Source organism: Synechococcus sp. JA-2-3B'a(2-13) (assembly GCF_000013225.1).
In the GTDB taxonomy this organism is placed as follows: domain Bacteria; phylum Cyanobacteriota; class Cyanobacteriia; order Thermostichales; family Thermostichaceae; genus Thermostichus.
The window spans coordinates 1,584,672-1,606,348 of sequence record NC_007776.1; the positions used below are offsets into that span (position 1 = coordinate 1,584,672).

The 21,677-nt window shown below is 60.0% G+C and carries 16 protein-coding genes and 1 tRNA gene; 9 read left to right on the forward strand and 8 right to left on the reverse strand.

Translation table 11 applies throughout. The features are described from left to right. The first annotated feature begins 2 nt into the window (after positions 1-2). From radA to lysS, 3 genes are all read left to right on the forward strand, one after another. Entirely contained in the window at positions 3-1,397 is a 1,395-nt protein-coding gene (gene radA, locus CYB_RS07200; protein ID WP_011433126.1) for a DNA repair protein RadA, read from the forward strand. A gap of 266 nt (positions 1,398-1,663) precedes the next feature. Then, on the forward strand, positions 1,664-2,563 hold the full coding sequence (locus CYB_RS07205) for a Uma2 family endonuclease (RefSeq protein WP_148202723.1): 900 nt from the start codon (positions 1,664-1,666) through the stop codon (positions 2,561-2,563). Positions 2,564-2,613: 50 nt separating this feature from the next. Further along, complete coding sequence (lysS, locus tag CYB_RS07210; RefSeq protein WP_011433128.1) at positions 2,614-4,149, forward strand: lysine--tRNA ligase; 1,536 nt, start codon at positions 2,614-2,616, stop codon at positions 4,147-4,149. Between the two features lie 93 nt (positions 4,150-4,242). On the opposite strand, the gene CYB_RS07215 is transcribed toward lysS, so the two are convergent. The 5 genes from CYB_RS07215 to CYB_RS07235 form a co-directional block, all read right to left on the reverse strand. Continuing rightward, entirely contained in the window at positions 4,243-8,055 is a 3,813-nt protein-coding gene (locus CYB_RS07215; RefSeq protein WP_011433129.1) for a serine/threonine-protein kinase, read from the reverse strand. Between the two features lie 158 nt (positions 8,056-8,213). After that, positions 8,214-9,839 (reverse strand): copper resistance CopC/CopD family protein, encoded by a 1,626-nt coding sequence (locus CYB_RS07220; RefSeq protein WP_011433130.1) that lies wholly within the window; start codon positions 9,837-9,839, stop codon positions 8,214-8,216. Positions 9,840-9,856: 17 nt separating this feature from the next. Next, positions 9,857-10,450 carry a YcnI family protein gene (locus CYB_RS07225; protein ID WP_011433131.1) on the reverse strand — a complete coding sequence of 198 codons (594 nt, stop codon included), beginning with the start codon at positions 10,448-10,450 and terminating at the stop codon, positions 9,857-9,859. A gap of 62 nt (positions 10,451-10,512) precedes the next feature. Continuing rightward, on the reverse strand, positions 10,513-10,860 hold the full coding sequence (locus CYB_RS07230; protein ID WP_148202724.1) for a hypothetical protein: 348 nt from the start codon (positions 10,858-10,860) through the stop codon (positions 10,513-10,515). Next, the gene (locus CYB_RS07235; RefSeq protein WP_011433133.1) at positions 10,860-11,201 is read right to left on the reverse strand and encodes a c-type cytochrome; all 342 of its coding nucleotides are present in this window, start codon (positions 11,199-11,201) and stop codon (positions 10,860-10,862) included. The genes CYB_RS07230 and CYB_RS07235 overlap by 1 nt, the downstream gene beginning before the upstream one ends. A gap of 135 nt (positions 11,202-11,336) precedes the next feature. Between CYB_RS07235 and dnaG the strand changes: the two genes are divergently transcribed. After that, the gene (gene dnaG, locus CYB_RS07240) at positions 11,337-13,277 is read left to right on the forward strand and encodes a DNA primase (RefSeq protein ID WP_011433134.1); all 1,941 of its coding nucleotides are present in this window, start codon (positions 11,337-11,339) and stop codon (positions 13,275-13,277) included. A gap of 163 nt (positions 13,278-13,440) precedes the next feature. Here the strand turns inward: dnaG and alaS are convergent, their stop codons facing one another. Further along, positions 13,441-16,095: an alanine--tRNA ligase gene (alaS, locus tag CYB_RS07245; RefSeq protein WP_011433135.1), complete on the reverse strand. Its 2,655-nt coding sequence runs from the start codon at positions 16,093-16,095 to the stop codon at positions 13,441-13,443. A 284-nt stretch (positions 16,096-16,379) separates the two neighbouring features. On the opposite strand from alaS, the gene CYB_RS07250 reads away from it, so the two are divergent. Further along, a complete protein-coding gene (locus CYB_RS07250) occupies positions 16,380-18,041 on the forward strand; it encodes a protein kinase domain-containing protein (protein WP_011433136.1) in 1,662 nt (553 codons plus the stop codon). Positions 18,042-18,278: 237 nt separating this feature from the next. Here CYB_RS07250 and CYB_RS07255 read toward each other — a convergent pair whose 3' ends face one another. Beyond that, positions 18,279-18,782 (reverse strand): hypothetical protein, encoded by a 504-nt coding sequence (locus CYB_RS07255; protein ID WP_011433137.1) that lies wholly within the window; start codon positions 18,780-18,782, stop codon positions 18,279-18,281. A gap of 49 nt (positions 18,783-18,831) precedes the next feature. On the opposite strand from CYB_RS07255, the gene CYB_RS07260 reads away from it, so the two are divergent. The 4 genes from CYB_RS07260 (at position 18,832) to CYB_RS07275 (ending at position 20,901) form a co-directional block, all read left to right on the forward strand. Next, positions 18,832-18,905 (forward strand) — tRNA-Asp (locus CYB_RS07260). 159 nt (positions 18,906-19,064) lie between these two features. Next, positions 19,065-20,246, forward strand: coding sequence for an aldo/keto reductase (locus CYB_RS07265; RefSeq protein ID WP_011433138.1), 1,182 nt, complete (start codon positions 19,065-19,067; stop codon positions 20,244-20,246). Positions 20,247-20,380: 134 nt separating this feature from the next. After that, complete coding sequence (locus CYB_RS15660; RefSeq protein ID WP_011433139.1) at positions 20,381-20,650, forward strand: DUF4258 domain-containing protein; 270 nt, start codon at positions 20,381-20,383, stop codon at positions 20,648-20,650. Beyond that, entirely contained in the window at positions 20,647-20,901 is a 255-nt protein-coding gene (locus CYB_RS07275) for a DUF2283 domain-containing protein (protein WP_011433140.1), read from the forward strand. Before CYB_RS15660 ends, CYB_RS07275 begins: the two co-directional genes overlap by 4 nt. 298 nt (positions 20,902-21,199) lie before the next feature. Here CYB_RS07275 and CYB_RS07280 read toward each other — a convergent pair whose 3' ends face one another. Beyond that, positions 21,200-21,658 (reverse strand): gamma-glutamylcyclotransferase family protein, encoded by a 459-nt coding sequence (locus tag CYB_RS07280; protein ID WP_011433142.1) that lies wholly within the window; start codon positions 21,656-21,658, stop codon positions 21,200-21,202. Positions 21,659-21,677: the final 19 nt, after the last annotated feature.

The following is a 21,677-nucleotide window of genomic DNA, read 5'->3' on the forward strand; positions in this document are numbered from 1 at the left end:
CTATGGCCAAGGCCAAAACCGTCTGGGAGTGCAGCCAGTGCGGCGAGCGCTATGCCAAGTTTTTGGGCCGCTGCGACCATTGCGGCGCCTGGAACACCCTGACGGAAGTGGTCGTCGCCCCAGCGGCCAAGTCCCCACGGGCCCAAGCCCTCGCTCCTAGGTCCAACCGCGCCAATGGGATCCCCCGGTCGGCCCTCCCCCTCTCCCAGGTCTCCTCAGATCGCCACCCTCGCCTCTCCTCCGGCTATGGCGAGTTTGACCGGGTGTTGGGAGGTGGCATTGTGCCGGGATCCCTGGTGTTGATTGGCGGGGATCCGGGCATTGGCAAGAGCACCCTGCTGCTGCAGAGCGCTGCCCACCTGGCCAAGAGCGGGCCCATCTTATACGTGTCGGGGGAAGAATCAGCCCAGCAGATCAAGCTACGCGCCGAGCGGCTGGGGGTGGAAAGCGAGCAGCTCTACCTCTTGGCCGAGACCGACCTGGAGGCCATCGTGGCGGAGATCCAGGCTCTGCAACCGCAGGTGGCGGTGATCGACAGCATTCAAGCCATCTTCTGGGGGCAACTCACCTCGGCGCCGGGATCCGTTTCCCAGGTGCGGGAATGCACCGGCCTGTTAATGCGGCTGGCCAAAAAACTGGGGGTGGCTCTGCTGATTGTAGGCCATGTTACCAAAGACGGATCCCTGGCCGGGCCGAAGGTGCTGGAGCATTTGGTGGACACGGTCTTGTACTTTGAGGGGGATCGCTTCCAAAGCCACCGCCTATTGCGCGCCGTCAAAAACCGCTTTGGGGCAGCCCAGGAAATGGGTGTTTTTGAGATGACCGCCTCTGGCTTGGTGGAGGTGGAGAACCCCTCGCAGCTTTTTTTGAGTAGCCGGGATCAGGCCATGCCCGGAACAGCCACCATCGTTGCCTGCGAGGGCACCCGCCCCTTGGTGGTGGAAGTGCAGGCCCTAGTCAGCCCCACCAGCTACAGTTCCCCCCGCCGCACCTCAACCGGCATTGAAATCAACCGCTTTTTGCAGATCTTGGCCGTGCTGGAAAAACGGGTGGGGATCCCGCTTTCCAAATACGATGCTTACATCGCCTCTGCCGGCGGCATTCAGGTAGCCGAGCCAGCTGCCGACTTGGGGGTAGCAGTGGCCGTGGCCGCCAGCTTCCGGGATCGCCAAGTGGATCCTTTTACAGTCCTGATTGGCGAGGTGGGACTGGGGGGGCAGGTGCGCCCGGTGGCCCAGTTGGAGCAGCGCTTGAAAGAAGCCAGCAAACTGGGGTTTCGCCACGCCATCATCCCCAACAGCCCTGTGTTGTCGGATCACGGCCTGCGCCTGAGTCGGGTGCAGCGGGTGTTGGAAGCCCTGCTGGTGGCTGTGCCCGGTTCCCAGAGCGCAGAGTGAACATCCCCTTGCCTTCCACCCGTCGCCGGCTGCTGGGCTCTGCTGCGCCTATCTCCAAAGGCCAAGCAAGGACTCCGTCCCGCTAACGCGATTGGACTCCGTCCCGCTAACGCGATCGGCATCCGCTGCTTCGGTGGCATGTCCATCATGTTCCCGAAAACTTTTGTTACCCTCGAAAAAGGCTACGCCTGCTGGGCAAACAGCTCAGCAGCCTTAGCTGAGCCCTAGTCCGTAGTTAGCAACACCAGCAAGGGATCCCGGTGAGCATGGTTTCCGCACCCTCCAGCCCAGTCCAGCCCTCGATGCCAGAGACGGCATTTCCTCCGCCACCGGATAAAGGCTACACCCGCTGCGCGAACAGCGACCTGGTCATCGAGGATGATGAGCCCGCGGACAGCATTCTCTCCAAAAAGCTGCAGCGCCTGCTCACCAGCGCTCTCTACGCCTCCTTCCAGCCCAAGGCCGAAGACACGGGGGAGCTGATCCCCTTTTTGGCCACAGCCAATATTGGCCTGTTCTCTGCCCTCAAACTGCCCCCCCTGATGCCCGATGTGACGCTCAGCCTGGAGGTGGCTCCCCCCGCCAGCTTTGAGCGCAAGGAAGATCGCACCTACCTGGTCTGGGAGATGGGTAAGCCGCCGGATGTGGTCATTGAGATTGTCTCCAAGCGCAAAGGGGAAGAGCTGGGCCGCAAACGCAAAGACTATGCCCGCGCCGGCGTCAGCTACTACGCGGTCTACGATCGCACAGCGGGCGTAGCCTCTCCCTTGCGGCAACTAAGGGAACTGCAGGGATCCCCTCTGGCCCTTTTTCAGCGGCGGGGGGGTGAGTTTGTCCCCTTCGCGTCCACCTGGCTGGAGGACAAAGGACTCCGTCCCGCTAACGCGAAAAGACTCCGTCCCGCTAACGCGATCGGGCTGGGCTTAACCCTCTGGCAGCGATCCTTTGAGGTCGTGAATACCGAATGGCTACGCTGGTGTGATCGGGAGGGGCAGGTTTTGCCCACCGGCGAAGAAAAGGCTGCTCTGGAACAACAGCGCGCTGAGGCAGAACGCCAACGGGCCGAAGCCCTTTTGGAGCTGCTGCGTTCCCACGGCAAAGGACTCCGTCCCGCTAACGCGAAAGGACTCCGTCCCGCTAACGCGATCGCACCGCCGGCAGCCTGAAAAATCCCGTCCCTAACGGGGCTTCCATTGTCCATTGCCTATCCACCGCCATGTCCACTCTCCCCAGCAGCAGCGAAGCCGCCCAACGGGCCGCCCGCCTGGAAAAAGCCCAACACCTGCGGGAACAAGGGATCCCGCCCTATGCCTATTCTTTTCCTGTTACCCATCTGGCTGCCGAGCTGCAGGAGCAATTTGCCGACCTAGAGCCCGGCGGCGAGCGGGAGGATGTGCAGGTGGCGGTGGCCGGGCGGATCCGGGCGCGGCGGGTCATGGGCAAGCTGGCTTTCTTTACCCTTCAGGATCGCTCCGGCACCATTCAGCTTTATCTAGACAAGAAACGGCTGACGGAGCAGATGGGGGAGCTGGCCTTCAAGAACCTGGACAAGCTCATCGACGTTGGCGATTGGCTGGGGGCCAAGGGCTGCCTGAAGCGTACCGAAAAAGGGGAATTGTCGGTGCGGGTGGATGAATACCAAGTGCTGACCAAGGCCCTGCTGCCGCTGCCGGACAAGTGGCACGGCCTGCGGGATGTGGAGAAACGCTACCGCCAGCGCTACGTCGATCTCATCGTCAACCCTGAGGTCAAGCAGACCTTGCTCGACCGCGCCCAGATCATCCGCTCCCTGCGGCAGACTCTGGAAGAGCGAGGTTTTGTGGAAATTGAGACGCCAGTGTTGCAGGTGATCCCCGGCGGGGCGGAGGCGCGGCCTTTTGTTACCCACCACAACGCCCTGGATCTGGATCTCTACTTGCGCATTGCCACCGAGCTGCACCTGAAGCGGCTGGTGGTGGGCGGGATCGAGCGAGTCTATGAAATTGGGCGGGTCTTTCGCAACGAAGGCATCTCCACCCGCCACAACCCGGAGTTCACCTCTCTAGAGGCCTATCAAGCCTTCGCCGACTACCACACCATGATGGAGCTGACGGAAACCCTGGTCTGCAACGCCGCCCTGGCGGTGCGGGGATCCCTGCAGCTCACCTACCAAGGGGAAGCCATCGACCTCACCCCTCCCTGGCGACGGGTGACGATGCAGGAGCTGGTGGAGGAGGCCACTGGCATTTTCATCGATGTGGAAAAGGGATGCCCTGAAGAGCTCTTGCCGGCCTTGGCCGCCCAAGGGATCCCCGATCTCTCCCCCCAGGACTCCCCCGGCCAGTTGCTGGTCAAAGCCTTTGAGCACTGCTGCGAGAGCCGCCTGCGCCAGCCCACCTTTGTTCTGGACTATCCCCTGGAGGTGTGTCCCCTCACCAAGCCCCACCGCAGCAAACCGGGGTTGGCCGAGCGCTTCGAGCTGTTCATCGTTGGGCGGGAGACGGCCAACGCCTACTCCGAGCTCACCGATCCGGTGGATCAGCGGCAGCGGCTGGAGGCCCAGGCAGCCCTGAAGGCAGCCGGCGATGAAGAGGCCCATTTTCTGGATGAAGACTTTCTCACCGCCTTGGAATATGGCCTGCCCCCCACAGGTGGCCTGGGCGTGGGGATCGACCGCTTGGTGATGCTGCTGTGCGACGCTCCCAGCATTCGCGATGTCATTGCCTTTCCGCTGCTGCGGCCCGAGACGGGAGAAGTGGCGGAGGAGGCTTGAGCCGATCCCTCTAACTGTCCATTCAAATCCCATCGATTTCTAAGAGAGGTTGGAGGTGGCCGCGGCGACGGCGCGGAGCCTTTGGGAAGTGTCTCAACCTATTTTGAAATAACTAGCGATAACGTCTTCCAAAAGCCGACCTTCGTACCCTTGCATCTGGAGGGCAGCCTGGAAATCCTGGCAGGCTCTCTGCCAATCCCCAAGGGCAGTCCGGGCCAGGGCGCGGTTGAAGTGGGCTTTGAGGTGGCAGGGATCCCTATCGCTCGCGTCAGCAGTGCAGAGTGTTATGGCTTGGTCGTAGTCGCGGATGGCCGCCGAAAAATCCCCCTGTTGGGCGTAGGCCCAGCCGCGGTTGTTCAAAACCCAGACCCGCTCCTGGGGATCCAGCTCCAGTTGCAGCAGTCGGGTGTAGTCTTCTATCGCTTTGTCCGTCTGTCCCTCGCCATCCCACAGGAGAGCTCGGTGGAGCAAAGCAGAGTGCTCCTGGGGGTTCAAGGCCAGGGCCTGCGTGTAGTCGGCAATGGCCAGCTCAGGGCAATTGGCCTGCCGGTGTAGATCCCCCCGTTGACGGTAGGCCAGGGCAGCATTGGCCACCCCCCAGTCTCGGTCAAGACTCAGGGCTTGGTCGAGATCCGCCAGTGCCATCTCTTGATCCCCCAAAGCCAGATGCACCGTTGCCCGCAAAGCAAAAGCCTGAGAAGCCTGCGGTTGCTGCTGGATCAGCGCCGTGAAATCGGCCAACGCCCCAGCCAGATCCCCCCTCTCTTGGCGACACAAGCCCCGATACAACAGGGCTTCGGTGACCAGCACTTCTGGATCCCCTGGGCTGGCCAGCTCCAAGACCCGATCCCAATCGGCTATTGCCCCCTCCAGGTTGTGGCGCAGGCGGCGGACTTGGGCCCGCTTCAGGTGGGCCTCCAGATAGAGCTGCCGGGACTGTTCCCCGTCTTGGGCCTCTTCCTGGATGACTTGGTCGAAGTCGGATTCAGCCTGCGCGTAGTACCCCAGCTCCAAGGACTCCGTCCCGCTGACGCGATCCTGCTCCGCACGGTTGGTAGGGCCATCGGTGCCGCGCACTGCCAACGTCAACAACAGAGAGCCGCGGGCCAAGCGGGCCATCCTGTGTTGGGGATCCCGCTGCAGCAAGCGGTTGAGATCTTGCAAGGCCGCTTCGGTCTGACCCAACTGCTGCAGGGCTTGTCCTCGGTGCCACAGCGCTTCCCTGTGGTCAGGATCCTGCTGCAAAACCCGGCTGAGATCCTGAATGGCGGAATCCCAGTTGCCCACCTGTCCATGGGCCATGCCCCGTCCCAGCCAAGCCGTCCAGTCCTGAGGATCCTGCCGCAACACCTCGTCGTAGTCGGCAATGGCCTCTGGCCACCGGCCCAGCTGTCGGCACAACTCAGCTCGCTCTTGGCGCAGATCCCGCCGTTCCGGCTGCAAGCGCACCGCCTCGTTCAACTGCTCCAAGGCCGCCTGCAGATCTCCCGTCTGGATTTGGGCCCGCGCCAGATCTCGGCGGATATCCGCCTCGGCCACTGCCACCCCCAGCGCCAAAGCCTGGTGGTAATCCTGGATGGCCCCCAGCCCATCTCCCAGAGCAGCCCGCACTTGGCCGCGATGGAAATAAGCCAAGCCCGACTGAGGATCCCCTTGCAGAGCTTGGTCGAAATCGGCCAGCGCTCCCTGCCAATCCCCCAACCGTTGCCGTGCCATACCGCGGCGCAGATGGGCATTCAACAGCAGCTCCGGCCCGCGTGGGATCCCAGGCCTCGCCGCCCACTGCAACACCTGCGAGAAGTCCTCACAGGCTGCCGGCCAATCTTCCCGCTCAGCATGGAGTTGGCCGCGGTTGAAGTAGAGCTGAGGGTTCTGCGGATCCCGCTCCAGGGCAGCTGTATAATCCCGCAGAGCCGCCAGGGGATCCCCCAACAGCCAATGGATTCGCCCGCGGCTGCTGTAGGCACTGGCATCTTGGGGATCCAAAGCAATGGCCTGGTTCAAGTCGGACAAAGCCGCTTCGATGTTGCCCAAGTCCAGGTGGGCAATGCCTCGGTTGAGGTAGGCTTTGGCCATTTGGGGATCCAGCTCCAGGGCGCGGTTGAAGTCTGCCAGAGCGCCGCCGGGATCCCCCAGCCCCTGGCGAGCCAAGCCCCGGCAGAGATAGGCCCGCGACAGGTTGGGATCCAGACGGAGAGCCTGTTCACAATCGGCCAGCGCCGGCTCCAGGGTGTTGCTGCTCAGGTAGGCCATGGCCCGCTGCAAGTAGAGATCCGCCTGGGCTGCCGCCTCTGCCTCAGGTAGCTCAGTGGCCTCAGCAGACCGTAGGGATAGGGCCTGAGAAAAGTCTTCAACAGCCCCCTGGGGATCCCCCAACGCTTGCCGGGCCAGGCCCCGGTGGTAATAGGCTTTGCCGTGGCGAGGATCCAACTGCAGCGCTTGGGTGTAGTCCTCGACAGCCCCTTGCAAATCTGACAACTGGACCCGCGCCACTCCCCGGTTGAAGTAGGCTTCCCCGTCCTGAGGGTCCCGCTTGATCACCTCGGAAAAATCGGCTGCTGCCCCCTGCGCATCTCCCAGATGGCCGCGCACCACGCCGCGGTTGAAATAGGCCCGCACATCTTCCGGGTTGAGCTCAATGGCCCGCGAATAGTCTTCGATGGCCTGCTGCTGCTGATTGAGTTGCCGGTAAGCATTGCCACGGTTGTAGTAGGCCACCGCCCATTGTGGGTTGAGGCCGAGAGCCTGGGTGTAGTCGGCAACAGCTCCCTCGTAGTCCTCCAGCCGGTAGCGGGCAATGCCGCGGTTGAAATAGGCGCGGGCGTCCCCTGCCAGTTGAATGACTTGGGTGTAATCTGCGATGGCCCCTGCCAAGTCCCCACTTTTGTAGCGGGCGCTGCCCCGCTGGCTGTAGGCGCGGCTATTTTGGGGATCCAATTGAATGGCCAACGTACAGTCGGCAATCGCCCCCTGGAAATCCCCTTGGCGGGCTTTCTCCTGTGCGCGGGCCAACAGGCGCGTCACCAAAACCTGATCCACCGAAACATCGCCGAGCGTCGCCTCTTGGGGAAAAGGCAACAGGGGCCGCAGCGCCTCCAACACTTCAGCAGCGGACTGGAAGCGCTCTTGCCAGTGGGGGCAGATCAGGCGATCCAAAATCTCGGCCAGCTCCTCGCTGACCTGAACCAAATCCCGCCAGAGCAGTTGGCCGGTGCGGGGATCATCCCGGATCTTATGGGGAGGACGACCGGTGAGGGCTTGGATGGCCAGCACCCCTACGGAGTACAGGTCGCTGCAGGGCTGGGGCTTGCCGTTGAGCTGTTCGGGCGCCATGTAGCCAACCGAGCCAATCACCGTCGCCAACTGAGTTTGGCCGGGGGCATGGCTGACCAACCGCCCCACTTCCTTGACTGCCCCAAAGTCGATCAACACCAACTTGCCATCGGCATCGCGGCGCATCAGGTTGGCCGGCTTGATATCCCGATGGACGATCTGGTGGGCGTGTACATGGCGCAGGATCTCCAAAATATCCCACAACAGTTTCAAAACCTCGGCCTCGCTCAGCGGCTTGCCCGGGATCAGCTCCTGGCTGAGATCATGCCCGGCAACAAACTCTTGCACCAAGTAAAAATCCTGATCCTGCTCGAAGTGGGCCAAAAGGCGGGGCACTTGGTCGAAGTGGTTGAGCCGGTTGAGAACCTTGGCTTCCCGTTCAAAGAGCTTGCGAGCCGTGGCCAACGTATAGGGATCCGTGGAGAGGGGGCGAAGGCGCTTGACGACGCAAGGGCTATCGAAGGTGTCTTGATCCACCGCCTTGTAGGTTACGCCAAACCCTCCTTCCCCGAGGGGATGGAGAATGCGATAGCGTCCCCTGAGCACACTTCCCGCTCTGATCTTGTCTTCCATAGCCAAGCCAGTCGCCTGAGCGGAGCAGCCTTTTGCCACTACGAGCTGGCTCGATTCTGCCACAGGCCGACGCCCTTGGGCGGAGCAACCCACAGCTCCTATCCAGGGTCTTTTTCTGCTTTTTCTTTTCGCGATCTTCAATGTCTGTAACAATTCAGTCAGAGAGAAACCGCGATCTGACCTCGCCGCTCTTCAAAATCGCTGATCAGCAGTCTCACCTCGATCTGCCATTCCCCCGCCAGGGCCAGAGGCACATTTTCCACCACAAATTGGCCAGGCCTATCCGGCGCTACAGTACGGCGTAGAGGGGGGATCCCGTGTTCCGGCAGGGAAAACCCAAGGGTCAATTCCTGGGCCGGGACTCCCTTCACCTCAGCCCGAATTTGATTTTCCCCAGGACGACAGGGCAGAATCCTCAGGTGCAGGCTGCCTTCCGGCCAGTTCAAGCGCTCTTCACAACTGGTCTGCAAGCCCGACTCCAGTGGGGCTCCCATGCCCTGCCTCCCATGACTGGGGGGAGCCTGGGCCACCAGGAAGCTGGTCAAGCCCAGCACCAGAATCAGCCCCACCAACTCCAGGCGGACGATCCGGCGCAGCGACCGGCCCGCGGCCTGTCCACCTTGCTGTAATCCCGGCACCAGCCGAAACTTGTTGTGGGCGCCCAGCCCCACCATCATCAGCACCAGCAGCAGCTTGGCCCAGAGATACTGGCCGTAGGGATGATCCCAGTGCCAGCCGCGGTGGATCCCACCCATCCCCACCCCCGCCAGGATAAGCCCCGGTACCGCCCAGGTGGCCACGTCAGAAAACCGTTGGATGATGCCTACAGATGGGTAGGGAGCAGATTCCTTGCCCAGCAGGCGCTCCAGCCCCCACAACCCTCCCAACCAGAAAGCTGAACCGGCCAGATGCAGCCCCAGCAGCGCCATTGTCCCCATCGGATGCTCACTGGTGAGAGCATGGCCAATGGGCAAAAAGGAGCCGAGCACCAACACCGACCCCATACCGCTGGCCCAGACGGCACCTCCCTCACAGGCCCAGATCAGGATCCCTAGCCCCACCAGCCGCAGCCCTGTACCCCAACCGTAGGGAGAAAGCATCACACGCAGCAGCTCTCGCCCATTGAAGTGGGGGTAAAGCTGGGCCAAATGCAGACTGAAGGCCACCGCGGTCAAACTGAGGGTGATCCAAGCTGTCGCAAAAGCCCAAGATAAGGGCTCCGCCCCGCTGACGCGATCAGAATCGGCGAAACTGCTCCGCTGCCCCCGCAACAGTCGCCACCAGCCCAGCACCCCCACCACAAAGAGGCTGCCCAAGTAGATCCCCCAGCGTACCCCCACCAGCGGCCAGTACAAGGGATCCCTTCCTTGGGCGTGAGCTGTCCTCGCCGCCTGCAATTGCCCAGGATCGGCTGCCCCCACCTGGAAGGCAAACGATCCACTCACCGGATGGGAATCGGCAGAAATGGCCCGCCAACTGACGATGTAAACTCCCTCGGGGATCCCCTGCGGCAAATCCCCCTGCGGTGCCTCACCCCTGGTCACCCGATTTTCTAAGGGCAGAGCTCGTCCGTTGCTGTCTAAAACCTGGAGCTGTGTGATCTGCACCGGCTCATTGAAAACAAGCCGCACCTGGGCCGGAGCTTCCTGCAGCACCGCCCCATCCTCTGGGAAGGTGGAGAGCAAGCTGGCATGGGCAAAAGCGGGCGGGATCCCGGCCACCCACAGCAAGGCGCAGAGGATCCCAGACCAAATCCAAGCAAAACCCCTTTTGGGATGAAACATGCTCCTAAGCAGACCGCTTAGCGGGTACCGTGACCATGCCCATGTCCATGCCCGTGGCCTTGCCCATGTCCACTGTCTCCACCTGTCAGCTTCAGCAGCGGGGCCGGCTCCGGCAAGCTCTTAGGATCCTCGCCCGGCTGCGCCACCTGGATCCAGCGGTGCATGCCTTTTTCGCACTCCTGGATCACCGGGATGGGGATGACCTCGCCGGGCCGATCCGGCAGCTTGGCGCGGATGCTGAACTCATCCATGAACTCATCGGGCAGCGAGCCGCCGCTCCAGATCACCTCGGCAACCGTTTCGGTAATCATCTTCCCATGCGACTCATAGGGGGTCTCCAGCGGCTTTTTGACCGTCTCGATTTTCCACAGGGGATGCACCATCGGCTTCACAGAGACGAATCCCTCCGGGATCTGCACCCGCAGGCGCACGGTCGGGGATCCATCGCAGCCATGGGGCACCCGAAAGGTGAGCTTGGCAAAGCTGCCCGCCGGGGCCTCTTTGGGATGGACGGTAACATGGGCCCAGGCAGAGGAAAGGGGTAAAAAACTCATTCCCAGGGCCAGCAGAGATTTCTTGGCCAGGGTCAAGTAACTTTGCAGACTGAACATTCGCAGATGCTCCTTATAAACCTGTAGGGAAAGAGAAAAATGCAGTGTTTGTTGGTCAAAACCTAGGGATGGTGATGGGATCCGTGGGATTCCATCAGGCTCATGCTGTGCTGGCCCCAACTGGAGAGACCCATGGACACCAGGCCGGCGCTGGCCAAGCCCATGGACACCAGCCCAAAGGAGAGAGCGCCCATGGCTACTAGGCCAATGGAGAGGATGCCGTGGGTGACCACGCCGATGGCTACCACCCCATGGGCAGAAATGCCCACCGCCACTAGCCCATGGGCCCCTATGCCCACTGAGAGAAGCTGGCGGCGGGATCCCTGTCCTTCACATCCCTGCTCGTGAGGCAGCCGCTCCACTGGTCTCCCCTGGAGCAGGGCTGGATCTTGAGTCCTCTCTTTGGACACTAGCCTCTACTCCAGTTGTGCTCAGCGCGATCCAAAACGTAGGCCGCCACCGCCTCGATCTCCTCCGGCTTGAGAATCTTGGCAAAAGCCGGCATGGCCCCTTTGCCGTTTCTCACTTGGGCCTGGATCAGCTCAGGGGTGTCTACGTGGTACTCATGAAGAGCCGCCAGAGAAAGGTTTTTCGCTGCCACCAAAGTGTTGCGCCCGTTCAAGTGACAACCCACACATTTGGCCTGAAAGACCTTGGCTCCCAAGGCCAAATCAGGCTCAGCAGAAGCCATTTGCGGGCCTAAAAAGAGGGCAAATACTGCCACCAAAAGCCCGATAAAAAGGTTGATCATTCGCATTTTCATCTCAGGGACTGACCGAAAACTAGCCTTTAAGGCCCGCCCATTATCCCAAGCCCGTTGGGCCAGGTCAAAAGACGGCCTGTCGAGCTTCCCCCGGCTACCATAAGGTCAGGATCCCCCGAAGCCATGAGCGGTCTGCCCCCCGATTTCATTCAGTTGGTGCGCCAAAAGGCCGACCTCGTGGAAGTGGTGGCCGAAAAAGTGGTGCTGCGCAAGCAGGGAAAGAACTTCGTTGGGCTTTGCCCTTTCCACAACGACCACAAACCCAGTTTTCAGGTCAGCCCCAGCAAGCAGATCTACAAGTGCTTCTCCTGCGGGGCAGGGGGAGATGTGCTGCGCTTTGTCATGCAGACCGAGCATCTCTCCTTTGCTGAGGCCGTGCGCCACTTGGCGCGGCGATACCACATACCTCTGCCCACCCGCAATCCCGAGGCGCAGCCCTTGGGATCCCTTGATGAGCGGGAGCTCTCCCACCGGGAAAAGCTGCTGGAGATTTTGGCCATGGCTGCCGATTTTTATCGGCATGCCCTCCGATCCCAGCTAGGATCCGCCGCCCGCCAGTACCTGCACAGCCGCCACCTGAGCGAAGAAACTTTGCAAAAATTTCAAATCGGCTTTGCTCCCCCCGGCTGGCAATCTCTCTACGAATACTTGGTCAACCACAAGCGCCAACCGGTCAAACTTTTAGAAGAGGCTGGATTGCTGGTTCCCCGCCAGCAGGGATCCGGCCACTACGACCGCTTTCGCAACCGGATCATGCTGCCCATTTTCGATGTGCAGGGGCGGGTGATCGGGTTTGCCGGCAGAGCCTTGGGGGAGTCAGGACAGCCCAAGTACCTCAACTCTCCAGAAACAGAGCTTTTCAACAAAAGCCAGGTGGTCTATGGCCTCAACTTTGCCCGCGATGCCATTGCCAAAGCCGATCAAGTCCTGGTGGTGGAAGGCTACTTCGATGTCATCGCCCTGCATCAGGCGGGAGTTGCCTATGCTGTAGCGGCCATGGGCACTGCTTTGACACCCCACCAGGTGAAGACCCTGCTGCGCTACACCCAGTCGAAGCGGCTGATCCTCAATTTTGATGCGGATCGGGCCGGTTTGAACGCCGCCAGCCGGGCCATTGAAGCCATTGAAGAACAAGCGCGGCGCGGAGAAATTGAGCTGCGCATTCTCACCCTTCCTGAGGGCAAAGATGCCGACGAGTTTTTGCGGGAGTACAAGAGCTCGGCCCCGCCGACGCGAGCGGTTGCTGAACTGCAAACCCTGATCGAGCAAGCTCCCCTGTGGCTGGATTGGCGAATTGAACAGGTGTTGGCCGGTCGGGATCTGAGCCGGGCCACCGATTTTCAGCAGGCCCGTCAAGCCCTTGTGCAACTGCTGGCCGGTTTGGGTGGACAATGGCGCTCTTTGTATTTGCACAAAGTGGCAGAATTGCTCAGCCGCGGCAACGGTCGCCTCAGTCGAGACTTGGAAGAAGACCTGCGCCGAGCCGTGCGGCAGTACCGCTGGGCCAAACCCCAGCAACCTTCCCTCAATAAGGGATCCAAACTCTTGCAATCTGAGTCCCATCTTTTGCAGATCTTTCTGCATTTTGGCGAGTATCGCCACGAAATTCGCCAAACTTTGCTGGAGCGGGAGCTGCAATTTAGTTTTCGCCCCCACCGGGAGCTGTGGCAGCGGATCTTGGAACTGATCTCGGCTCAGCCGGAGCTGGAAGAGCAAGAAGAGACGTTGCTGACGGCTTTGCGCACCCTCTGTGCCCAAGATGAGCAGCTCAACGAGCGCCTCAGCCATCTGCTCTGGTTGGACGAAAATACCCGCGTAGCCCTGATGCGTCCACGGATGGTGGTGCGGGCCGCCATTGCCAACATGGAGCTGGAAATTCGCCAGAAGCGCTACCGCTACTGGACCCAACTGTGGGATCAAGCCTTTTCCGAAGGCAACACTGCCCTGGCCGCCCAGTACCAGGCCAGCATCCAGCAGGAATACCAAGCGATTCAGGCGCTGCAGCGGCAGGTGCAACTGAGCCTGGAAGACATGTCGGAAACCCCACTGGCCGAAGATTTATAGTCATTTCGATTCAAACTAGGACACTAAACCCATAACCCCATACGCGGCCAGAAGGCTTCTCTCTATAGCCCGAGTGTCTCACCCTAAACTGAACAGCACTCTAAACTGAACGACTGTAGTGGCTGATGGACGGCCTGTTGGTGCTCAAAAGGGCTTCGCTCCCCTAGCGCGAGATCAGCTCCGCTTGCAACCGCTCCCGGGCCACCTGCAAAGCCTCTGCCAATTTCTCCGGCTGTTTGCCCCCAGCTTGGGCCAAGTTGGGCCGTCCGCCGCCGCCCCCTCCGGTGAGTTTGGCAATCTCGCCGATGAAGGATCCCGCCTTCAGGCCAAGTTGCTGCACAGCAGGGCTAAAGGCAGCCACCAGGCTGACCTTGCCGGCTTCCGGCACCGATCCCAGCACCACTGCCCCTTCCCCCAGCTTGTGGAGCAGATGCTCGGCAGCGGTTTTGAGGGCCTCAGGGGTGGTGGATCCCAGCTCGGCCACCAGCACCTTGAGATCTGCGACGGCAACCGCCTGGGCCAGCAGACCTTCGGCCTGTAGCAAGGCCAACTGGCTGCGCACCTCTTCCAGTTCCTTCTGGGCAGCTTTCAGCTCCGCCTGTAGGGCGGCAACCCGCTCCGGCAGTTCCTGGGGCTTGGCTTTAAATTGAGCGCTCAGCTCCCGCACCACCCTGTCCCGTTCGTTCAGGTATTCCAGCACAGCCGGCCCGGCCACGGCCTCGATGCGGCGGATCCCAGCAGCCACTCCCGTCTCGGCGATGATCTTGAACAGGCCGATCTCGGCGGTGTTGTTGACATGGGTGCCGCCACACAGCTCCATCGACACCCCCGGAAAGTCGATCACCCGCACCTCAGCGCCGTATTTTTCCCCGAACATGGCCACGGCACCTCTGGCTTTGGCTTCGGCCAGGGGCATGATCGCCACTTGAGCAGCATGGGCCTCGGCAATCCAGGTGTTCACCAAGTTCTCGATCTGTTCCAGCTCCTCAGGGGTGACTGGCCGGGATAGGGTGAAATCAAAGCGCAGCCGGTCAAAAGCCACCAGGGATCCCGCCTGACCAATCGAGGGATCGACAATTCTTTTCAGGGCTGCCTGCAGCAGGTGGGTGGCGGTGTGGTGGGCTTGGGCGCGCCGCCGACAGGCCAGGTCGATTTGGGCTTGGACGGGATCCCCCACCCGCAGGATCCCGCGTTCCACACGGCCAAAGTGAACGAACAGATCCCCTTGCTTTTGCACATCTTCAATCCGCACCAGCAGGCCGTCCCCAGAAAGGTAGCCCCGGTCGCCAATTTGTCCACCGGCTTCGGCGTAGAAGGGCGTGCGATCCAAAACGACCTGCACTGCCTGCCCTGCCTCCACTTGGGGCACCGATTTTCCCTCGACCAACAGGGCCTCGACCACGCCGCGGGCGGAAGATTGGCTGTATCCCAAAAACTCCGTTTGGCTGAGGAAATCCGCCAACTCGTCCAGGGATCCCTGGGCTGTGAGGTCGATGGTTTGGTGGGCGGCGCGGGCCCGCTGCCGCTGTTTCTCCATTTCTTGTTCAAAGCCCTCCAGATCCACGCTGAAGCCGTGTTCCTGGGCAATTTCTTGGGTTAGCTCCAGCGGAAAACCGTAGGTATCGAAGAGCTTGAAGGCGTCGGCGCCGGAGATCTGCTTTGGCGAGCTGCTGTCACGGCGGGAAGATTCGACAGCAGTAAACAAATCCAGCAGTAGCCGTTCCCCCCGCTCCAGGGTTTTGAGAAACTGCTCTTCCTCCCGTTGCAGCTCGGTCTTGATCAGGGTTTCTCGCTCCCGCACCTGAGGATAGGCAGCCTCGGCCAACTGAATCGCGGTCTCGATCACCGGGATGGTGAAAGGCTCGCCGATCCCCAGCAACCGACCGTGGCGCACCATCCGCCGGATCAGCCGCCGCAGCACATAGCCCCGATCCACATTGGAAGGAAGCACCCCATCGGCAATCAAGTGCATCACTGCCCGCGCGTGATCCCCGATCACCTTCAGAGAGATCTGCTGCTCCGGGTTGGCCTTGGAGTAGTTCAGCCCGGCGATCCCAGCCGCCGTTTGAATGATGGGAAAGATCAAGTCCGTCTCGTAGTTGTTGGGCACCCCCTGCAACACTTGGGCCAACCGCTCCAACCCCAGGCCGGTGTCGATGTTTTGCTTGGCCAGCGGCATCAGGTGACCTTCGCTATCCCGGTTCAGCTCCATGAACACCAGGTTGTAGATCTCCAGAAAGCGGGAGTCATCCTCCAAATCGATCCGCTCATCCCCCAGCTCCGGCTTGAAGTCGTAGTAAATCTCAGAACAAGGGCCACAGGGGCCGGTGGGGCCGGCAGCCCAGAAATTATCCGCCTCTCCCATGCGCTGGATGCGGTGGGCCGGGATCCCTATCTCATCTCGCCAGAGGGCAAAAGCCTCCTCATCTTCGCGAAAGACGCTCACCACCAGCCGTTCCGGGGGCAGGCCGAAAACCTCCGTCACCAGCTCCCAGGCCCAGGCAATGGCCTCTTTTTTGAAGTAGTCGCCAAAGCTGAAGTTGCCCAGCATCTCGAAGAAGGTGTGGTGGCGCGCCGTTCGGCCCACGTTCTCGATGTCGTTGGTGCGCACACATTTCTGGGCCGTTGTAACCCGTGGGTACTCCGGATCCCGTTGCCCCAGGAAAATGGGCTTAAAGGGCAACATGCCAGCAATGGTCAGCAGCACCGTTGGATCTTCTGGCACCAAGGAGGCGCTGGGCAACACCTGGTGGCCCCGCTGGGCGTAGAAGTCCAGAAAAGTTTGCCGAATGGCGGCACCGGAAAGAGCTGGAAACATGACAGGCGAAGATGGCTGTATTCATCAATTCTAAGTTTTCCCTCTGCAGGGCAGTCCAGCCCTTGTTGTTCTCCTCTGTTCCACCAAACCCCATCCGCCGAAAACCTAAGCGATTTGTCCGATTAACCTCAGGGCGGGCAGACGCTAAGATCAGCCTATCTGAGGCAGTTGTGCAAGATTTGTTTCTTCTTGGTCTAACCTGTATGTATCTCTCACAACTTGCCTGCCGACTTCTTGGCTCCGTCTCGGTTGTCCGGATCGCCAGCCGGTAACCCCAAACTGGTATGCCCACTTGCTACTGCCTTAACCCTGCCTGTTTGCACCCGGAAAACCCGGCGGATGCCTCTACCTGTGCCTCTTGTGGCCATCCCCTCCTGCTGCGCAATCGCTACCGGGCCTTCAAGCGCATCGGCCAGGGGGGATTTGGCTCTACCTTTTTGGCGCGGGATGAGGACATGCCCTCCAAACCTTGGCGGGTGATCAAGCAGTTGCGCCCGGTCGAGGGATCCCCGCAACTGGCCAAGCTGGCGGAGGAGCTCTTCAATCGCGAGGCCCAAGTGTTGGAGCGCCTGGGGGAACATTCGCAGATCCCCAAGCTCTACGCCCACTTTCAGGAAGGCGGCAAGTTCTACTTGGTGCAGGAATTTATCCAGGGCACCACCCTCTCCCAAGAAATGCGTCGCAATGGGCCCTTTTCCGAAGAACAAACCCGGCAGGTGATGCAGGAGGTGCTGCTGATCCTCAGCTATGTCCACAGCCACAACACGGTTCACCGAGACATTAAACCCGCCAACCTGATTCGTCGCAAAGAAGATGGCCGATTGGTGCTGATCGACTTTGGGGCCGTCAAGCAGCTCGGCCCGGGCCAGGATTCGGCAGAAGAGGCGACGGCCATTCGCTCGCTGGGCTTTTCTCCCCCGGAGCAAGTAGCCGGCCAGGCGGTCGGTCCCTCTAGCGATCTCTATGCTTTGGCGGCTACCTGCATCAACTTGATGACGTTGGAATCTCCGGCCAAGTTTTATAACCATGAAACGGGGCAGTGGGATTGGTCGGATGAACTGCAGCTTAGCCCTGAATTCGACGCCATTTTGCACCGCATGTTGCAGCCGGCCATCAATCAGCGCTTTGCCACCGCCACCGAGGTCTTGCGGGCGTTGCAAGGGATCCCGGTGGAAGAGGCAGGCGGCCCGATCTCTCAGCCGATTGTGTTGCCCAGCTCTCCCCTGTCTGCCAATCCCAGCACATCGGTGATCTCCGGCTACTGGGCCAAGCGCCGCTCAGGCGGTTTCTCGCCCACACCCCTACCTCAGTTCACCGCAGGGGGAATGACAGCCAGCAGCCCGCTATCCATCCCCTCTGAGTGGGGGAGCACCACCGGTTTTACCCAACTGGGCCGAGCCAGTAGCATCACAGGCGGCGGACGGATCAAGCCGGCCACCCCACCGCGGATCCCTTCCATGGCGGGGGCCGATCTACGGGGCAAGTCCTTTGCCAACCAAAACCTAGCCGGCTATGATTTGCGCCAGGCCGATCTGCGGGGGGCCGATTTCTCAGGGGCCAACTTGCAGGGGGCGGATCTGCGCGGGATCCTCTTCAACACCCCTCAACCCCATTGGCTACGGGTTTTGAGCCAACTGTCTGGATCGGCCAAAACATTGGGAGGGATCCTGACAGGCTTGGGGGGGCTGCTGGGCTCAGGGATCCTGGCCTTTTTGCTTGTCCGCCTGACCACGGGCAATTTGGTTTATGCGTTAGGAGCGGCTGGGATCGCCTTGGTGGTGGCCAGCTCGGTGATCTGGTCGATGGGCGGTGGGGTTCGTTTGGCTCGATACCCAGAAGAAAAGAGCAAGCGCTTTACCAACTTTTGCAAAGCGGATCTACGGGGGGCGCGGATGGACGAGAAGCTACGGAAGTTTGCCCGCCGACAGGGGGCCATCTTGAGTTGACGCAGGGCGGATTGCGGATCTGGCGGATCTGGAATTTTGCGTTGCGATCTTTAAACTTTATAGATCTTTAATAGTTTTATAGTTGTTTCAGGTTAGGATGAGACGTCTGGGCTACTGATCGCGCCGGCGGGACGGAGTCCTTAGAAAAGCCTTCTGGCCCTCCGCATTCAACGCTTTGTCCTAGTTTGAATCGAAATGACCACAAAACCATAAAATAAAAGAGAAAAGTTCAAGAGCTCAAGCCATTGAAGGGGGTGGGGAAGCCCATCTGCGAAGAGACCGGTTGACCTGTTCCGTCAGAGCTCGGCAGGCTACGGTTTTGCCCTGTTGCCGATCCCCAGCTTGGTCGTAAAAGACAATACCATCGGCCCGAGAAAGGCCCAACGCCAAGAACAACAGCTCCAAGACCCCAAAAGAAGCGGTCTCCAGCTCCGGCGCTCGATCCTTAAGCTCTGCCAGCGTGGTGTGGGCATCTTCCAGGTGGCCGAAGGCCGGGATCCACAGATGGGTCGTCGGCTGGGATCCCTCTGAGGATGAGTCGCCAGCAGCAGGATCCTCGACCACCCGCACCGTCAGCCAGCCGCCATCGGGGTAGCGCAAGGTGGTGTATTGCAGGTGATCCAGGTGTTGAGCCACCTGAGTGAGCACATCCGCCACCTGTTGCATTGCCGCCGTCGGGATCCCGTTTTGGGGAGCAGTATCCACAAGGGTTGCGGCCTGTGCTGCCAAACTAACCACCATGATTGACAACAATCCTCGTCCACATCCAGAATAGATATTCGCAGCGATTGGGGCTGTAGTTCAATTGGTTAGAGCACCGCCCTGTCACGGCGGAAGTTGCGGGTTCGAGCCCCGTCAGCCCCGTACTCTTGAGAACACTCTAGCTTAGTCGCTCTCCTGCAGCCTCATATCTCCAGACTGATCTGATTTCTGATGGAGACTGCTGCGCAACGCGGTCGGCCTGGGGTTTAAGCTTCGGCGGTGGGGCCACTCTAAAATGGGGCTTAGTCCAGGGGAAAAACCATGCAGTATCGCAGATTTGGGCGTACCGAGCTGCCTATGCCCGTGCTGAGCTGTGGTGGCATGCGCTATCAACACAGTTGGCAAGATACTCCTTGGTCAGGGATCCCAGCGGCAAGCCAGCAGAACCTGGAGGCGACGATTCGCCGGGCCTTGGAGGTGGGCATCAACCACATCGAAACTGCCCGCGGCTATGGCACTTCTGAAATGCAGTTGGGCCGCATTTTGCCGCTCTTTCCCCGGCAAGATCTGATTGTGCAGACGAAAATTGGCCCCAGCGCCGACCCGCAGCAGTTCCTGGCCAAGTTCGAGCAATCGATGAGCTACTTGAACCTCGATTATGTGGATCTGCTGGCCATCCACGGGTTGAATACCTGGGAAGACTTGGAGCACAGCCTGCGTCCAGGGGGGTGTCTGGAGGTGTGTCAGCGCCTGGTACGGCAGGGGCGGGTGCGTTTTGTCGGCTTCTCCACCCATGGGCCGACGGAGTTGATCGTGGAAGCCATACGGTCAGGGGGCTTTGATTACGTCAACCTACACTGGTACTTTGTCAACCAAACCAACTGGCCCGCCATTGAGGCTGCCGCCCAGCAGGATATGGGGGTATTCATCATCAGTCCCTCGGATAAGGGGGGCAAGCTTTACGATCCGCCCGCCAAGCTGGTGCAGTTGTGCCAACCCCTCAGCCCGATGGTCTTCAACGACCTGTTCTGTCTGTCCCATCCCCAGGTTCACACCCTCAGCATTGGGGCGGCCCGACCCAGCGATTTTGATGAGCACCTGCGGGCGGTGGAGCTGTTGGATCGGGCTGATGAGCTGTTGCCGCCGATCCTGGCCCGCCTAGAGCAAGCTTTGATCGAGCAGGTGGGGGAACACTACGCCAAAACTTGGCACCAGGGCCTGCCTCGCTACGACCAAACCCCCGGACAAGTGAATATCCCGTTCATTCTGCTGCTGCGCAATTTGGTCTTGGCCTATGACTTGGTGGACTATGCCAAGAGCCGTTACAACCTGTTGGGCAATGCCGGCAGTTGGCTCCCCGGCCAGCGGGCAGACAAAGTGGATGCCGAAGCCCTGCGACCTTATCTTATCCACAGCCCCCACCGCGACCGGATCCCGGCTTTGTTGCAAGAAGCCCATCGCCTGCTCTCTGGAGCTGAGGTGAAGCGCCTATCTCAGAGCTAGCTTGCTCAGGGATCCCCCCGTTTGACGGTCGAGATCCGGTGGAGAAGATGATATGGCAAGGTTTACTCTTTAACCGCAGGAAAAAAAGAGTTGTCAGCTCCCGCCAGCGGCTCCTTATCTCATTTGGGTAGCTCGTGTTAGAGTCTGAGCACTTTCGGCTATCTGAGCATGCGTTGAGACGGCTGCAGCAGCGACAAGAGATCGCAAGCCAGTGGATCGAGAGAGTTCTGAGCTGCCCTGACTACGTACAAGTGGATCCCAAAGATCCTCAGCTCAAGCAAGCCTATGGTCGAATTCCGGAGTACGGCAATCGCCTCCTGAAGATTGTTTACGATGAATCAACGGATCCTTGGACAGTGGTGACTATCTTTTTTGATCGAACAATGGGGAAAAAGCTGCCATGAGACCTTTCATCGAGTTTGATCCTGATGTGGATGCTGGATATATTCGTTTGACAACAGCTCAAGTCCAAAGCTCAGAGGAGATTGCCCCTGGGGTTGTTTTGGATTTCGACAAGGAAAATCAACTGGTTGGAGTTGAGGTTCTCTCTGTTCATCGACAAATGGATAGCGACATTAAAATGCTTCCGCAAGAGATTCAAGACTACATCGTTTTATTGAGAAACTCCGTGTTGCAAGAACAGTTACTGAGTTAGATGAGAGTCTGGCAACACTAGCCCCACCGCATCTGTAGACGCAAGAGGAGTACCATTGCGATGGCCAGCCTTTTACTGTGGCCTGTTTGGCATGGTTGTAGGTGATTGAGATAACAGTCGCCGACCTTTCGGATTGCCAACGGATGTGCCGTCACTTTTATCGGATAGGCCGCACTCTCTTGGATCTGGACGCTGCCAAAACCGTTCGGGATCAACCCACCTGGTTTGAGGCTCCATCTTAAGGTCAGGGGCAGGAACCTGTTTGCCAGCAGCCTCAATCCCCTTGGACAGAGTGCTCTCAGCCACCCAACCCCATCGCTTCAATTTGATGAATGTAGTCGGGGGGAAGCCCATGCTCTCGTGCCCCCTTCAAGATTCCTTGAAGATATCCCTCGCTTGGGATCAATGAATCATCAATGAATGAATCTCCCGCCACGTAAGTCATTGCTTCGATCACTTCACCCTCATCGCTTCGAACCTGAACCTGCTGGCGACGGTAATGACCTCCCGGAATTCCTTCATACCGATCCATCCTCTCCAGCCTGTCCGAGCTGCACAGATAGGCAACTCCCCACACAACCCCAGAGGGATCCCGGACAATGTTGGCCTTGCCGGTTCCATCGTTGCCGCGCTTGTTGAACGTCAGGCGGTATCCCTGCAAACGAGCACGCCTAGCTTCCTTGAAATCAACAGTACGGTGTCCCATCTGCTGGGCATCTAGGTTACTTCCGTATGCAAAATACCACTGCTCACTCATCTCTAGTTCCCTTGGTGTC